Origin of the sequence: Streptococcus oralis (assembly GCF_023109195.1) — a bacterium.
Classification (GTDB): domain Bacteria; phylum Bacillota; class Bacilli; order Lactobacillales; family Streptococcaceae; genus Streptococcus; species Streptococcus oralis_BV.
In genome coordinates this window covers 29,651-45,175 of the sequence record NZ_JALDUB010000006.1, presented here as the reverse complement: position 1 = coordinate 45,175, position 15,525 = coordinate 29,651, and the positions used below count along the sequence as shown (strand labels likewise).

Below are 15,525 nucleotides of genomic sequence, written 5' to 3'. Positions count from 1 at the left end.
GTTAAGTTTATAGGTACATGGGAATTTACAGCAACTCCAGTTCCAACAGTGACTCATAAAGCAGTTCACGAGTTTGTCAGCGGAACTCCAGGTAAAGAACTTCCACAAGAAGTGAAATCTCTTCTTCCGGCAGACCAAACAAACTTGAAAGATGGCAGTCAAGCAACGCCAACGCAACCAAGTCAAACAGAAGTTAAGACAGCAGAAGGTACCTGGAGCTTCAAGTCCTACGATAAAACATCGGAAACAATTAATGGATCAGATGTTAAGTTTATAGGTACATGGGAATTTACAGCAACTCCAGTTCCAACAGTGACTCATAAAGCAGTTCACGAGTTTGTTAGCGGAACTCCAGGCAAAGAACTTCCACAAGAAGTGAAAGCCTTGCTTCCAGCAGACCAAACAAACTTGAAAGATGGCAGTCAAGCAACGCCAACGCAACCAAGTCAAACAGAGGTTAAGACAGCAGAAGGCACATGGAGCTTCAAGTCTTATGACAAGACATCTGAAATCATCAATGGAGCAGACGCACACTTCGTAGGCACCTGGGAATTCACTCCGGCCCCAATTAAAGATTCTGGAAATAATAGTCAACCAGAAGAAGGAAGTAGTCAAAAGCAGAACTTGTTACCAAACACAGGTTCAGCAGTATCTGGTCTTCTTTCAATCATCGGTCTTGCCTTTGCAAGCCTAGCAGCTTTTGTTCTTCGCAAGAAAGATTAAGCTACTCTTAGGAAATAACAAAATGACTTCTTAATTCCTGAGTCTAAGAAGAGAGAACGAGAAATCGTTCTCTCTTTTTCGTTTTATACGCTTGCTTGATTTCTTATCTAATCTATGGTTTTTTCAGACTTAAAAGGAAATACCAAGTAGATGAGAAGTAAGTTTCTAGGTCTGTAGACTGATTTTTAGCACTCTTAACAAAAGAGTGCTAATTTTTTGAGTTTTTGTCTTGACATTATCTTCTAAGGGTGTATAATAGAATCATGAGTTAGCACTTGGGTACATAGAGTGCTAATCGATCGGACAGAGAGGAGTGATGAGATGGTTACAGAGCGTCAGCAGGATATTTTAAATCTGATTATTGACATCTTTACCAAAACGCACGAACCTGTCGGATCCAAGGCGCTACAAGAGTCTATCAATTCTAGTAGTGCTACCATTCGTAATGACATGGCAGCTCTAGAGAAGCAGGGTTTGCTTGAGAAGGCTCATACCTCAAGCGGTCGGATGCCAAGTGTCGCAGGATTTCAGTACTATGTGAAACACTCGCTTGCTTTTGACAGACTGGCTGAAAATGAGGTATACGAGATTGTCAAAGCCTTTGATCAGGAGTTCTTCAAACTGGAGGATATTCTGCAAGAGGCTGCTAATCTACTGACAGACTTGAGTGGCTGTACGGTAGTAGCGCTAGATGTTGAACCGAGCAGGCAACGGTTGACAGCATTTGATATCGTTGTTTTGGGACAACATACAGCCTTGGCAGTATTTACCCTAGACGAGTCCCGGACAGTTACCAGTCAATTTCTGATTCCAAGGAACTTCTTGCAGGAAGATTTAAATCGCCTCAAGACCTTGATTCAAGAACGTTTCCTCGGTCACACCGTTCTGGATATTCACTACAAGATTCGGACAGAGATTCCGCAGATTATCCAGCGTTACTTTACGACAACGGACAATGTCATGGATCTCTTTGAACACATTTTTAAAGAAATGTTCAACGAAAACATTGTAGTGTCGGGTAAGGTCAATCTCTTGAATTTTGCCAATCTAGCAGCCTATCAGTTCTTTGACCAACCGCAAAAGGTGGCTCTGGAGATTCGTGAGGGTCTGCATGAAGATCAAATGCAAAATGTCCGTGTTGCGGACAGTCAGGAATCCTGTCTAGCTGACTTGGCGGTGATTAGTAGCAAGTTCCTTATTCCTTATCGAGGTTTTGGAATTCTAGCGATTATCGGTCCGGTCAATCTGGATTACCAGCAATTGGTCAACCAAGTCAATGTGGTCAATCGTGTTTTGACCATGAAGTTGACAGATTTTTATCGCTACCTCAGCAGTAATCATTACGAAGTAAATTAATTTTGAAATCAATAAAGGAGGCGAAAATGGCCCAAGATAAAAAAAACGAAGAAATGAAGGAAGAGGAAGTTGTGGAAACAACTGAAGAAACAACTCCTGAGAAGTCTGAGTTGGACTTGGCAAATGAACGCGCGGATGAGTTCGAAAACAAATACCTTCGTGCTCATGCAGAAATGCAGAATATTCAACGCCGTGCCAATGAAGAGCGTCAAAACTTGCAACGTTATCGTAGCCAAGACCTGGCAAAAGCAATCTTACCATCGCTTGATAACTTAGAACGTGCACTAGCAGTTGAAGGTTTGACAGACGATGTCAAAAAAGGATTGGAGATGGTGCAAGAGAGCTTGATTCACGCTTTGAAAGAAGAAGGAATCGAAGAAATCGCAGCTGACGGTGAATTTGACCATAACTATCATATGGCCATCCAAACTCTCCCAGCAGACGATGAACACCCAGCAGATACCATCGCCCAGGTCTTCCAAAAAGGTTACAAACTACATGACCGCATCCTACGCCCAGCCATGGTAGTAGTATATAACTAGGCTAGAGAACTTAAAAACTTGTCCGAAACGACAATAAACTATGAAGAAAGATAAGAAATTGTTCAGCTTTGCAATAGTGAGCGAAGCAAACAAAAGACGATACTCTTCGCCGTGGCGCTATTTGCGCAAACTTTGAGACCTTAGGCTCAAAGTTTAGTCAAAGAGATTGACGAGTCAAGCTCTGACGGCGCCGCCACCTAAGAAGAGTATCAAAAAGAAAGAATATAAAATTTAAGGAGAAAAACACATGTCTAAAATTATCGGTATTGACTTAGGTACAACAAACTCAGCAGTAGCAGTTCTTGAAGGAACTGAATCAAAAATCATCGCAAACCCAGAAGGAAACCGTACAACTCCATCTGTAGTATCATTCAAAAATGGAGAAATCATCGTTGGTGATGCCGCAAAACGTCAAGCAGTTACAAACCCAGATACAGTTATCTCTATCAAATCTAAGATGGGAACTTCTGAAAAAGTTTCTGCTAACGGAAAAGAATATACTCCACAAGAAATCTCAGCTATGATTCTTCAATACTTGAAAGGCTACGCTGAAGAATACCTTGGTGAAAAAGTAACCAAAGCAGTTATCACAGTCCCAGCTTACTTCAACGATGCTCAACGTCAAGCAACAAAAGACGCTGGTAAAATCGCTGGTCTTGAAGTAGAACGTATCGTTAACGAGCCAACTGCAGCAGCACTCGCTTACGGTTTGGACAAGACTGACAAAGAAGAAAAAATCTTGGTATTCGACCTTGGTGGTGGTACATTCGACGTATCTATCCTTGAATTGGGTGACGGTGTCTTCGACGTATTGTCAACTGCAGGGGACAACAAACTTGGTGGTGACGACTTTGACCAAAAAATCATCGACCACTTGGTAGCAGAATTCAAGAAAGAAAACGGTATTGACTTGTCTACTGACAAGATGGCAATGCAACGTTTGAAAGATGCGGCTGAAAAAGCTAAGAAAGACCTTTCTGGTGTAACTTCAACTCAAATCAGCTTGCCATTTATCACTGCTGGTGAAGCTGGGCCTCTTCACTTGGAAATGACTTTGACTCGTGCGAAATTTGACGATTTGACTCGTGATCTTGTTGAACGTACAAAAGTTCCAGTTCGTCAAGCCCTTTCAGATGCAGGTTTGAGCTTGTCAGAAATCGACGAAGTTATCCTTGTTGGTGGTTCAACTCGTATCCCAGCTGTTGTAGAAGCTGTTAAGGCTGAAACTGGTAAAGAGCCAAACAAATCAGTAAACCCTGACGAAGTTGTTGCTATGGGTGCTGCCATCCAAGGTGGTGTCATCACTGGTGATGTGAAAGACGTTGTCCTTCTTGATGTAACACCATTGTCACTTGGTATCGAAACAATGGGTGGCGTCTTCACAAAACTTATCGATCGCAACACTACAATCCCAACTTCTAAATCACAAGTCTTCTCAACAGCAGCAGACAACCAACCAGCCGTTGATATTCACGTTCTTCAAGGTGAACGCCCAATGGCAGCAGATAACAAGACTCTTGGACGTTTCCAATTGACAGATATCCCAGCTGCACCTCGTGGAATTCCTCAAATCGAAGTAACATTTGACATTGACAAGAACGGTATCGTATCTGTTAAGGCTAAAGATCTTGGAACTCAAAAAGAACAAACAATTGTTATCCAATCTAACTCAGGTTTGACAGACGAAGAAATTGACCGCATGATGAAAGATGCAGAAGCTAACGCTGAAGCAGATAAGAAACGTAAAGAAGAAGTAGACCTTCGTAACGAAGTTGACCAAGCAATCTTTGCGACTGAAAAGACAATCAAGGAAACTGAAGGTAAAGGCTTCGATGCAGAACGTGATGCTGCCCAAGCTGCCCTTGATGAGCTTAAGAAAGCCCAAGAAGACAACAACTTGGACGAAATGAAAGCAAAACTTGAAGCATTGAATGAAAAAGCACAAGGACTTGCTGTTAAACTCTACGAACAAGCTGCTGCAGCCCAACAAGCTCAAGCAGGAGCAGAAGGCGCACAAGCAACAGGAAACGCAGGCGATGACGTCGTAGACGGAGAGTTTACGGAGAAGTAAGATGTTGAGGCGTTAAGAAAACGAAAGAAAAATAGGAAGCCATCGCCTTGTGTGATGCACAAAAGATGGCTTATCTTTTTTCCGAAGTTTTTAGCCGAAACTCAGTTTAGCATTACTAGTTTAATTTTTAAAACTTGAACGTCGTAATGATAGGAAGAAATCCAGAGGTTGCAACCCAGCCTCTGTTTTTCGGTAAAAAGGGATGGAACCTGATTTGTTTGGGTTTTGTCTCATCAATATAAAAGAAAGGAATTGAACCCGACCTAGATTGAGGTTTCGTTCCGCAATATTAACAGAAAGGAATAAGGGTGTTCGTAATTGAACTCGAGCGGAAAGCTTGGAAATTAGATAAACCTCCTAAGAAATCAGGATTTCTTGTCGGTTTCCTAAATTTCAGTCGCTTTCTGTTCGCTCTTAGTATCTTGTATGAACAATACTGAATTTTATGATCGTCTAGGGGTGTCAAAAAACGCTTCGGCAGACGAGATCAAAAAGGCTTATCGTAAGCTTTCGAAAAAATATCACCCAGATATCAACAAGGAGCCTGGCGCTGAGGAAAAATACAAGGAAGTTCAAGAAGCCTATGAGACTTTGAGTGACGACCAAAAACGTGCAGCCTACGACCAGTATGGTGCTGCGGGTGCCAACGGTGGCTTTGGTGGTGCTGGTGGTTTTGGTGGCTTTGACGGAGCAGGTGGCTTCGGTGGTTTTGAAGATATCTTCTCAAGTTTTTTCGGAGGAGGAGGAGCTTCACGCAATCCAAACGCTCCTCGTCAAGGGGATGACCTCCAGTATCGTGTGAACTTAACCTTTGAAGAAGCTATCTTCGGAACGGAAAAAGAAGTTAAATACAATCGTGAAGCCAGCTGTCGTACATGTAATGGCTCTGGTGCTAAGCCAGGGACAAGTCCAGTCACTTGTGGACGCTGTCATGGTGCTGGTGTCATTAACGTCGATACGCAGACTCCTCTTGGTATGATGCGTCGCCAAGTAACCTGTGATGTCTGTCATGGTCGCGGAAAAGAAATCAAAGATCCATGTACAACTTGTCACGGAACAGGGCATGAAAAACAAGCTCATAGCGTACATGTAAAAATCCCTGCTGGTGTGGAAACAGGCCAACAAATCCGCCTCGCTGGTCAAGGTGAAGCAGGCTTTAACGGTGGACCTTACGGGGACTTGTACGTGGTGGTTTCTGTTGAAGCCAGTGATAAATTTGAACGTGAAGGAACAACTATTTTCTACAAGTTAAATCTCAATATTGTCCAAGCAACTCTTGGAGATACTGTGGAAATTCCAACTGTTCATGGAGATGTTGAATTGGTTATCCCAGAAGGAACTCAGACTGGCAAGAAATTCCGTCTACGTGGCAAGGGAGCACCGAGCCTTCGTGGCGGTGCCGTTGGTGACCAATATGTTACTGTCAATGTCGTGACTCCGACAGGTTTGAACGACCGCCAAAAAGCTGCGCTTAAAGAATTCGCAGCTGCAGGTGACTTGAAAGTCAATCCAAAGAAAAAAGGCTTCTTTGACCATATAAAAGATGCCTTTGAAGGAGAATAAAGTAAAAAGAGCCATCGGGCTCTTTTTTACTTATCCTCAAGCTCCTGTGTTTCTTTTATCACAGCTAGTCTAGTCTGGAAATCTTTTTCCAAGACTTTGAACTTGTAGGTCAAATCTTTTTGGTATTCCTTGATAAGGGCTTTTTGTTGGTCGATGATTTGTAGGCTGTTTTGGATGATATCCAAATCATCCTTGATAGCTTCGACGCGGTCAGTTGTATCTAGCACTTCATCCTGAATGGCTTGGCGATTTTTCACGACAAAATAACTTCCAGCTGTAGCACCTGCAAATAGCAATAGATTGGATAGTTTCATGGCAACTCCTTAAGCGTTTCTTATAGTTTCAGCGACTTGAGCAAGTTTGTCAAAGTCTGGTTCGTGGGCGATAAAGTCAATCTTGAGGTCATCTTCTGCACCGTAGCGAGGTACGAGATGCACGTGAGTATGAAAGACCGTTTGACCAGCGACTTCCTCGCAGTTGGCAATGATATTCATGCCGACAGCCTTGGTAGCCTGCATGACTTTTTGAGCCACTGTTGGCACTTGGGCAAAGAGTTGGCTGGCACTCGCAGCATCCATCTCCAAGAGATTGCGGTAGTGCTCTTTTGGTACGACCAAGGTGTGTCCAGGCGTTACTTGAGAGATATCAAGAAAGGCAAGAACCTGCTCATCCTCGTATACTTTTGAAGCAGGAATCTCCCCTGCGATGATCTTACAAAAAATGCAATCTGACATAAAATCCACCTCTACTGTATTGAATTTTGATATAATATAGCTACATTATACCAGATTCGGAGAAAATATGTTAGAAATTAAAAACCTGACAGGAGGCTATGTTCACGTTCCTGTCTTGAAAGATGTGTCCTTTACAGTTGAAAGTGGGCAGTTGGTCGGTTTGATTGGTCTCAATGGTGCTGGGAAATCAACGACAATCAATGAGATTATTGGACTGTTGACACCTTACAGTGGGGAAATCAAGATTAACGGTCTCACCCTGCGAGAGGATGCGACCAACTACCGCAAACAGATTGGCTATATCCCAGAAACGCCTAGTCTGTATGAGGAGTTGACTCTTAGAGAGCATATCGAGACGGTTGCCATGGCCTATGGTATTGAGCAGAATATAGCTTTTGATCGTGTGGAACCTTTGTTAAAAATGTTTCGTTTGGACCAAAAATTAGACTGGTTCCCAGTGCATTTTTCCAAAGGAATGAAGCAGAAGGTCATGATTATCTGTGCTTTTGTCGTAGATCCGAGTCTTTTCATCGTTGATGAGCCTTTCCTTGGGCTCGATCCGCTGGCCATTTCTGACTTGATTCAGCTACTAGAAGTAGAAAAGCAAAAAGGCAAGTCCATTCTCATGAGTACCCACGTGCTGGATTCAGCGGAGAAGATGTGTGATGCCTTTGTCATCCTCCACAAGGGGGAGGTGCGAGCTCAGGGGAACCTCCAGCAACTCCGCGAAGCCTTTGACATGCCTGAAGCGAGTTTGAATGATATTTACTTGGCTCTGACCAAAGAGGAGGAGCTATGAAAGACTTGTTTTTAAAGCGAAAGCAGGCTTTTCGTAAGGAGTGTGTCGGTTATCTGCGCTATGTTCTCAATGACCACTTTGTCTTGTTCCTGCTAGTTCTCATCGGTTTTCTAGCTTACCAGTACAGTCAACTCTTGCAACATTTTCCTGAAAATCATTGGCCTATCCTCTTGTTTTTGGGGATTGTATCTGCCTTGCTTTTGGCTTGGGGAGGAATCGCGACCTACATGGAAGGACCTGACAAGCTCTTTCTCTTAGTCAGTGAAGAGGAGGTTAAGTCTCACTTCAAAGGGCAGACAGTGCGCTCACTGGTCTTTTGGCTCTTTGTCCAAACCCTTTTCTTGCTTTTATTTGCGCCCTTATTTTTAGCCATGGGCTATGGCTTGCCAGTTTTTTTCATCTATATGCTTTTATTGGGAGCTGGGAAATATCTCCTATTTCGTCAAAAAGCCAGTAAATTTTATACAGAGACTGGGCTTGACTGGGACTATGTGATCTCCCAAGAAAGCAAGCGCAAGCAAATTTTGCTTCGTTTCTTTGCTCTCTTTACTCAGGTCAAGGGCGTTTCAAATAGTGTCAAACGTCGCGCTTATCTGGATTTTATCCTAAAGACTGTTCAGAAGGTACCTGGGAAAATTTGGCAAAATCTCTATCTTCGTTCTTACTTGCGAAATGGAGACCTCTTTGCCCTCAGTTTGCGCCTCTTGCTCCTATCCTTGTTAGCTGTGATCTTTATCGAGCAAGCTTGGATCGCGACGGCAGTGGTGGTTCTATTTAACTATCTCCTGCTCTTTCAGTTACTGGCCCTCTATCATGCCTTTGACTACCAGTACTTGACTCAGCTCTTTCCACTAGAAAAAGGGGAGAAAGAGAAGGGATTGAAACAGATTGTGCTTGGTGTGGGAAGTGCAGTTCTTTTGCTGGAATTGCTGGTCGGAGCAGTGGTTTTTCAAGAAAAAATAGCCTTGTTGGCTCTTGTAGGGGCTAGTCTCTTCCTACAATTGTTTTATTTGCCTTACCAACTAAAAAGATTGGTTGACGAATAGACCAAAAACTAGTAGAATAGTAAGGAAACTTTATACGGAGGAAAGAAATGGACTTGGGTGATAATGAGCTAACGCTAACCCCTATCCCTGGGAAGAGCGGCAAAGCTTATATGGGAAGCTACCCTGATGGGAAGCGCGTCTTTGTAAAAATGAACACCTCTCCAATCCTACCTGGCCTAGCCAGAGAACAAATCGCTCCTCAATTACTATGGACTCGTCGTTTGCCAGATGGCCGTGATATGTGTGCTCAGGAATGGCTGACGGGCAAAATCTTGACCCCTTACGATATGAATCGCAAGCAGATTATCAATATCTTGAACCGCCTTCACCGCTCGCGTCCTTTGATGAAGCAGTTGAGCCGTTTGGGATATACCATGGAAACACCAGTTGATTTGCTACGTTCTTGGCAGCAAGGAGTTCCAGAAATCTTGAAGCAGAACCACTATTTGAACAGTGTGATTGCTGAGCTAGGTAAGACGGTTCCAGGTTTTAGGGAAGACCATGCAACGATTGTGCACGGGGATCTTCGTCATAGTAATTGGATTGAAACAGAGAGTGGACTCGTTTATCTAGTGGATTGGGATTCGGTTCGTCTGACGGATCGTATGTTTGATGTGGCGCATTTGCTATGCCACTACATTCCGGATCATCAGTGGCGCCAATGGTTGAGAGACTACGGCTATAAGTACAATCAGACAGTGTTAGATAAATTGTATTGGTATGGTCAGTATTCTTATTTGAACCAGATTGCCAAATACTGTGAAAATCAAGATTTAGACAATGTAAACCGGGAGATTTATGCCTTGCGCGTCTTCCGTGACAAGTATGGAAAGAAGAGATCAGAGTTAGAAATCGTAAAGGGGCGACAGAATTACTAGAGGCCAATCCTCAGTATGTGGTTCTCAATCCCTTGGAAGCTAAAGGGAAATGGCGAGACTTGTTTGGAAATGATCATCCTATTCATGTAGAGGTTGGAAGTGGGAAAGGGGCCTTCGTATCAGGAATGGCCAAGCAAAATCCTGACATCAACTACATTGGGATTGATATCCAAAAGTCGGTATTGAGTTATGCCTTGGATAAGGTATTAGAAGTTGGAGTGCCCAACATCAAGTTGCTGTGGGTAGATGGTTCAGATCTGACCGACTACTTTGAAGACGGTGAGATTGATCGTCTCTACCTAAACTTTTCAGATCCCTGGCCTAAAAAACGCCATGAAAAACGTCGTTTGACTTACAAGAGTTTCTTGGATACCTTCAAGCGCATCTTGCCTGAGAATGGGGAAATCCATTTCAAGACAGATAACCGTGGCTTGTTTGAGTACAGTCTAGTGAGCTTTTCTCAGTATGGGATGAAACTAAATGGTGTTTGGCTAGACTTGCATGCCAGTGATTTTGAAGGCAATGTCATGACAGAGTATGAGCAAAAATTCTCCAGCAAAGGTCAAGTGATCTATCGAGTTGAAGCAGAATTTTAAGAAATAGCTTGAAAACCAGCTGTTTGAGTGCTAATGCTTTACATAAATTGACAAACGTGCTATACTGATAGTAAGAATATGAGAAAGAGAGGCGGGGAAATATCTTCGCCTCTTGCTTATGAGGAGGTGGACGCAATCGCAACAATCGTAGAATTAGTCAGAGAAGTTGTAGAACCTGTCATCCAAGCACCTTTCGAGCTCGTGGATATCGAGTATGGAAAGATTGGCAGTGACATGATTCTCAGTATTTTTGTAGATAAACCCGAAGGAATTACCTTGAACGACACGGCAGACCTGACAGAAATCATCAGTCCTGTCCTAGACACTATCAAGCCCGATCCCTTCCCAGAACAATATTTCCTAGAAATCACCAGTCCAGGTTTGGAACGTCCTTTGAAAACCAAGGATGCCGTCGCTGGAGCAGTTGGGAAATACATCCATGTCGGGCTCTACCAAGCCATTGATAAGCAAAAGGTCTTTGAAGGAACCTTGGTATCCTTTGAAGGGGATGAGTTGACTATGGAGTATATGGACAAGACACGTAAGAAAACCGTCCAAATTCCATACAGTTTAGTATCAAAAGCACGTTTAGCAGTAAAACTATAGAAAAGAAAGGATAGCTTTTGAGGATTCAAAAGTGAAGAAAACATGAGTAAAGAAATGCTAGAGGCCTTCCGCATTTTGGAAGAAGACAAGGGAATCAAAAAAGAAGACATCATCGACGCAGTAGTAGAGTCGCTTCGTTCCGCTTATCGCAGACGCTATGGTCAATCTGACAGCGTAGCTATTGACTTCAATGAAAAAACAGGTGACTTTACAGTTTATACTGTCCGTGAAGTTGTTGATGAAGTATTTGATAGCCGTTTGGAAATCAGCTTGAAAGATGCCCTTGCCATTAATTCAGCCTATGAGCTTGGTGACAAAATCAAGTTTGAAGAAGCACCTGCTGAGTTTGGTCGTGTAGCAGCCCAATCTGCTAAACAAACCATCATGGAAAAAATGCGCAAGCAAACACGTGCCATCACTTACAATACTTATAAGGAACATGAACAAGAAATCATGTCTGGTACGGTAGAACGCTTTGACAACCGTTTCATTTATGTTAACCTTGGTAGCATCGAAGCCCAATTGTCAAAACAGGACCAAATCCCTGGAGAAGTCTTTGCTTCCCACGACCGTATTGAGGTTTACGTTTATAAAGTTGAAGACAACCCTCGTGGTGTCAACGTCTTTGTTAGCCGAAGTCATCCTGAAATGATCAAACGCTTGATGGAGCAAGAAATTCCAGAAGTGTATGATGGAACTGTTGAAATCATGAGCGTGGCTCGTGAAGCTGGTGACCGTACGAAAGTTGCCGTTCGTAGCCACAATCCAAACGTGGACGCTATCGGGACAATCGTTGGACGTGGTGGTGCCAATATCAAGAAAATCACCAGCAAATTCCACCCAGCTCGCTACGACGCCAAGAGCGACCGCATGATTCCTGTCGAAGAAAACATCGACGTTATCGAGTGGGTAGCAGATCCAGCTGAGTTTATCTACAATGCTATCGCACCTGCAGAGGTTGACCAAGTTATCTTTGATGAAAATGACAGCAAACGTGCCTTGGTCGTTGTACCTGATAACAAGCTCTCTCTTGCCATCGGTCGTCGTGGACAAAACGTTCGCTTGGCAGCTCACTTGACGGGTTACCGTATCGATATCAAGTCTGCTAGTGAGTTTGAAGCTATGGAAGAAGCAGGTCAAGTTGATTACGCAGTTGCGGATGAATTGATCGAAGAATAAAAGCTGCTAGAGGAGGGAAAGATGAAAACAAGAAAAATCCCTTTGCGCAAGTCTGTTGTATCTAACGAAGTGATTGACAAGCGTGATTTGCTCCGCATTGTCAAGAATAAAGAAGGACAAGTCTTTATCGATCCGACAGGCAAGGCCAATGGCCGTGGTGCTTATATCAAGCTAGACAATACAGAAGCCCTAGAGGCCAAAAAGAAGAAAGTCTTTAACCGTAGCTTTAACATGGAAGTTGAAGAAAGCTTTTATGACGAGTTGATCGCCTATGTGGATCACAAAGTAAAAAGAAGAGAGTTAGGACTTGAATAAGCAAAAAATAAGCAATCTCTTGGGTCTTGCTCAACGAGCAGGCAGGATCATATCGGGTGAGGAATTGGTAGTCAAGGCTATTCAAGACCAGAAAGCCAAGCTAGTCTTTCTAGCACATGATGCTGGCCCTAATCTAACCAAGAAGATTCAAGATAAAAGTGACTATTATCAAGTAGAAGTTATAACCGTGTTTTCAACACTGGAATTAAGCATAGCAGTCGGGAAATCGAGAAAGGTTTTGGCTGTGACAGATGCTGGATTTACAAAGAAAATGAGGTCTCTGATGGAATAGAAGAGGAGGACATGATTTGTCTAAGAAAAGATTGTACGAAATCGCAAAAGAACTTGGAAAAGAAAGTAAAGAAGTTGTAGCGCGTGCAAAAGAGTTGGGCTTGGATGTAAAAAGCCACTCATCGAGCGTGGAAGCTGCTGCTGCTGAACAAATCGCAGCTAGCTTTAAATCTGCACCTGCTCCTAAAGAAGAAGCAAAACCTGTAGCACCAAAAGCAAGTGTAGAAAAGAAAGCAGAAAAGTCTGTATCAGCTAAACCAGTAGCCGCTAAGGAAGAAAGCAAATCAGCTACACCTGCAGCTCCTAAGGAAGAAAAAGTAGTGGCCGCAAGACCACAGAGTCGAAACTTCAAGGCGGAGCGTGAGGCGCGTGCCAAAGAGCAGGCAGAACGACGCAAACAAAACAAGGGCAACAACCGTGACCAACAACAAAACGGCAACCGTCAGAAAAACGACGGCCGTAATGGTGGCAAACCTGGTCAAGGAAACCGCGACAATCGCCGATTTAACGACCAAGGGAAAAAACCACAAGGTCAAGGAAATCGTGGCAATGATCGCCGTCAGCAACAAGACTTCCAGCCCAAGCAAGCTGGCCCACGTGTTGACTTTAAAGCCCGTGCAGCAGCCCTAAAAGCAGAGCAAAATGCAGAGTACGCACGCTCAAGCGAGGAGCGCTTCAAACAATCGCAAGCTGCCAAAGAAGCCTTGGCTCAAGCTAACAAACGCAAGGAACCAGAGGAAATCTTTGAAGAAGCTGCTAAGCTAGCTGAACAAACGCAGCCAGCAGTAACAGTAGCTCCTGTAGCGAAAGAAGCGCCAGTGGATACACGTCGTAAAAAACAAGCTCGACCAGACAAAGAACGTGGTGATTATGATCACGAAGAAGATGGTCCTAGAAAACAACAAAAGAATCGAAGTAGTCAGAATCAAGTGAGAAATCAAAGAAATAGTAACTGGAATAACAATAAGAAAAATAAAAAAGGGAACAAGCAAAACAACCGTAACCAGACTCCAAAACCTGTTACAGAGCGTAAGTTCCATGAATTGCCAACAGAATTTGAGTATACAGATGGTATGACTGTTGCGGAAATCGCAAAACGTATCAAACGTGAACCAGCTGAAATCGTTAAGAAACTCTTTATGATGGGTGTGATGGCCACACAAAACCAATCCTTGGATGGAGAAACTATCGAACTCCTCATGGTGGATTACGGTATCGAAGCCAAACAAAAGGTTGAAGTGGACAATGCAGATATCGAGCGTTTCTTCGTCGAAGATGGATATCTCAATGAAGATGAATTGGTTGAGCGTCCACCAGTTGTGACCATCATGGGACACGTTGACCATGGTAAAACAACCCTTCTAGATACCCTTCGTAACTCTCGTGTTGCAACAGGAGAAGCAGGTGGTATCACTCAGCATATCGGTGCCTACCAAATCGTTGAAAATGGCAAGAAGATTACCTTCCTTGATACACCTGGACACGCGGCTTTTACATCGATGCGTGCGCGTGGTGCTTCTGTTACCGATATTACTATCTTGGTCGTAGCGGCAGATGACGGGGTTATGCCTCAGACTATCGAAGCCATCAACCACTCAAAAGCAGCCAACGTTCCAATCATCGTAGCCATCAACAAAATTGATAAACCAGGTGCCAACCCAGAACGCGTTATCGGTGAATTGGCAGAGCATGGTGTCATGTCAACAGCTTGGGGTGGAGATTCTGAGTTTGTCGAAATTTCAGCTAAGTTCAACCAAAATATCGATGAACTCTTGGAAACAGTCCTTCTTGTGGCTGAAATCCAAGAACTCAAGGCAGATCCAACAGTGCGTGCTATCGGTACGGTTATCGAAGCTCGTTTGGATAAAGGAAAAGGTGCGGTCGCAACCCTTCTTGTGCAACAAGGTACTCTGAATGTGCAAGATCCTATCGTTGTCGGAAATACCTTTGGTCGTGTCCGTGCCATGACCAATGATCTTGGTCGTCGTGTTAAGGTTGCAGGTCCATCAACGCCCGTTTCTATCACAGGTTTGAACGAAGCACCAATGGCGGGTGACCATTTTGCCGTTTACGAAGATGAAAAATCTGCGCGTGCAGCCGGTGAAGAACGTGCCAAACGTGCTCTTATGAAACAACGTCAAGCTACCCAACGTGTCAGCCTTGAAAACCTCTTTGATACGCTTAAAGCAGGTGAACTCAAGTCAGTCAACGTTATCATCAAGGCCGACGTACAAGGTTCAGTTGAAGCCCTTTCTGCCTCACTTCAAAAAATTGATGTGGAAGGTGTCAAAGTTACTATCGTTCACTCGGCAGTCGGTGCTATCAATGAGTCTGACGTGACTCTTGCGGAAGCTTCCAATGCCTTTATCGTTGGTTTCAACGTACGCCCTACACCACAAGCGCGTCAACAAGCGGAAGCTGACGATGTAGAAATCCGTCTCCACAGCATTATCTATAAGGTTATCGAAGAGATGGAAGAAGCCATGAAAGGGATGCTTGACCCAGAATTTGAAGAAAAAGTTATCGGTGAAGCAGTTATCCGTGAAACCTTTAAGGTATCTAAAGTCGGAACTATCGGTGGATTCATGGTTATCAACGGTAAGGTTACCCGTGACTCTAAAGTTCGTGTTATCCGTGACGGTGTCGTTATCTATGACGGCGAACTTGCAAGCTTGAAACACTACAAAGACGACGTTAAAGAAGTTACAAACGGTCGTGAAGGTGGATTGATGATTGATGGCTACAATGATATCAAGACTGATGATGTGATTGAGGCCTATGTCATGGAAGAAATCAAACGATAATAGAGAAACGATAGCCGATTTG

The 15,525-nt window shown here is 43.6% G+C and carries 16 protein-coding genes and 1 pseudogene; 15 read left to right on the top strand and 2 right to left on the bottom strand.

Annotated elements, in window-relative coordinates:
• The 6 genes and pseudogenes from M1F65_RS09590 to dnaJ form a co-directional block, all read left to right on the top strand.
• Positions 1-723, top strand: a 723-nt coding sequence (locus M1F65_RS09590) for an SHIRT domain-containing protein (RefSeq protein WP_247925897.1), incomplete at its 5' end; no start/stop codon positions are given.
• Between the two features lie 74 nt (positions 724-797).
• A pseudogene (locus M1F65_RS10095) lies at positions 798-884 on the top strand (DUF2812 domain-containing protein); the annotation flags it as partial.
• 160 nt (positions 885-1,044) lie between these two features.
• A complete protein-coding gene (gene hrcA, locus M1F65_RS09585) occupies positions 1,045-2,079 on the top strand; it encodes a heat-inducible transcriptional repressor HrcA (RefSeq protein WP_070567066.1) in 1,035 nt (344 codons plus the stop codon).
• A gap of 26 nt (positions 2,080-2,105) precedes the next feature.
• On the top strand, positions 2,106-2,621 hold the full coding sequence (gene grpE / locus M1F65_RS09580; RefSeq protein WP_000046057.1) for a nucleotide exchange factor GrpE: 516 nt from the start codon (positions 2,106-2,108) through the stop codon (positions 2,619-2,621).
• A 247-nt stretch (positions 2,622-2,868) separates the two neighbouring features.
• Entirely contained in the window at positions 2,869-4,692 is a 1,824-nt protein-coding gene (gene dnaK / locus M1F65_RS09575) for a molecular chaperone DnaK (RefSeq protein WP_042902036.1), read from the top strand.
• A 426-nt stretch (positions 4,693-5,118) separates the two neighbouring features.
• A complete protein-coding gene (gene dnaJ / locus M1F65_RS09570) occupies positions 5,119-6,255 on the top strand; it encodes a molecular chaperone DnaJ (RefSeq protein WP_001066315.1) in 1,137 nt (378 codons plus the stop codon).
• Between the two features lie 26 nt (positions 6,256-6,281).
• Here the strand turns inward: dnaJ and M1F65_RS09565 are convergent, their stop codons facing one another.
• Together M1F65_RS09565 and M1F65_RS09560 are read right to left on the bottom strand one after the other, a co-directional pair.
• Positions 6,282-6,569 carry a hypothetical protein gene (locus tag M1F65_RS09565; RefSeq protein ID WP_247925896.1) on the bottom strand — a complete coding sequence of 96 codons (288 nt, stop codon included), beginning with the start codon at positions 6,567-6,569 and terminating at the stop codon, positions 6,282-6,284.
• A 9-nt stretch (positions 6,570-6,578) separates the two neighbouring features.
• Positions 6,579-6,989 (bottom strand): HIT family protein, encoded by a 411-nt coding sequence (locus M1F65_RS09560; RefSeq protein WP_049489710.1) that lies wholly within the window; start codon positions 6,987-6,989, stop codon positions 6,579-6,581.
• A 67-nt stretch (positions 6,990-7,056) separates the two neighbouring features.
• On the opposite strand from M1F65_RS09560, the gene M1F65_RS09555 reads away from it, so the two are divergent.
• The 9 genes from M1F65_RS09555 (at position 7,057) to infB (ending at position 15,503) form a co-directional block, all read left to right on the top strand.
• The gene (locus M1F65_RS09555) at positions 7,057-7,788 is read left to right on the top strand and encodes an ABC transporter ATP-binding protein (RefSeq protein ID WP_049489711.1); all 732 of its coding nucleotides are present in this window, start codon (positions 7,057-7,059) and stop codon (positions 7,786-7,788) included.
• Positions 7,785-8,834, top strand: coding sequence for an ABC transporter permease (locus M1F65_RS09550; protein WP_247925894.1), 1,050 nt, complete (start codon positions 7,785-7,787; stop codon positions 8,832-8,834). The genes M1F65_RS09555 and M1F65_RS09550 overlap by 4 nt, the downstream gene beginning before the upstream one ends.
• A 47-nt stretch (positions 8,835-8,881) precedes the next feature.
• Positions 8,882-9,712, top strand: coding sequence for a cell cycle regulator CcrZ (gene ccrZ, locus M1F65_RS09545; protein ID WP_247925893.1), 831 nt, complete (start codon positions 8,882-8,884; stop codon positions 9,710-9,712).
• Positions 9,673-10,308 carry a tRNA (guanosine(46)-N7)-methyltransferase TrmB gene (gene trmB, locus M1F65_RS09540; protein WP_001266088.1) on the top strand — a complete coding sequence of 212 codons (636 nt, stop codon included), beginning with the start codon at positions 9,673-9,675 and terminating at the stop codon, positions 10,306-10,308. Before ccrZ ends, trmB begins: the two co-directional genes overlap by 40 nt.
• A 126-nt stretch (positions 10,309-10,434) precedes the next feature.
• On the top strand, positions 10,435-10,914 hold the full coding sequence (rimP, locus tag M1F65_RS09535) for a ribosome maturation factor RimP (RefSeq protein ID WP_000338696.1): 480 nt from the start codon (positions 10,435-10,437) through the stop codon (positions 10,912-10,914).
• Positions 10,915-10,956: 42 nt separating this feature from the next.
• Positions 10,957-12,093: a transcription termination factor NusA gene (nusA, locus tag M1F65_RS09530; protein ID WP_000032280.1), complete on the top strand. Its 1,137-nt coding sequence runs from the start codon at positions 10,957-10,959 to the stop codon at positions 12,091-12,093.
• A gap of 21 nt (positions 12,094-12,114) precedes the next feature.
• Positions 12,115-12,408: an RNase P modulator RnpM gene (gene rnpM / locus M1F65_RS09525; RefSeq protein WP_000857568.1), complete on the top strand. Its 294-nt coding sequence runs from the start codon at positions 12,115-12,117 to the stop codon at positions 12,406-12,408.
• Positions 12,401-12,700: a YlxQ-related RNA-binding protein gene (locus M1F65_RS09520; protein ID WP_001041396.1), complete on the top strand. Its 300-nt coding sequence runs from the start codon at positions 12,401-12,403 to the stop codon at positions 12,698-12,700. The genes rnpM and M1F65_RS09520 overlap by 8 nt, the downstream gene beginning before the upstream one ends.
• 16 nt (positions 12,701-12,716) lie before the next feature.
• Positions 12,717-15,503 (top strand): translation initiation factor IF-2, encoded by a 2,787-nt coding sequence (gene infB, locus M1F65_RS09515; RefSeq protein WP_247925892.1) that lies wholly within the window; start codon positions 12,717-12,719, stop codon positions 15,501-15,503.
• The last annotated feature ends 22 nt before the right edge of the window (positions 15,504-15,525 follow it).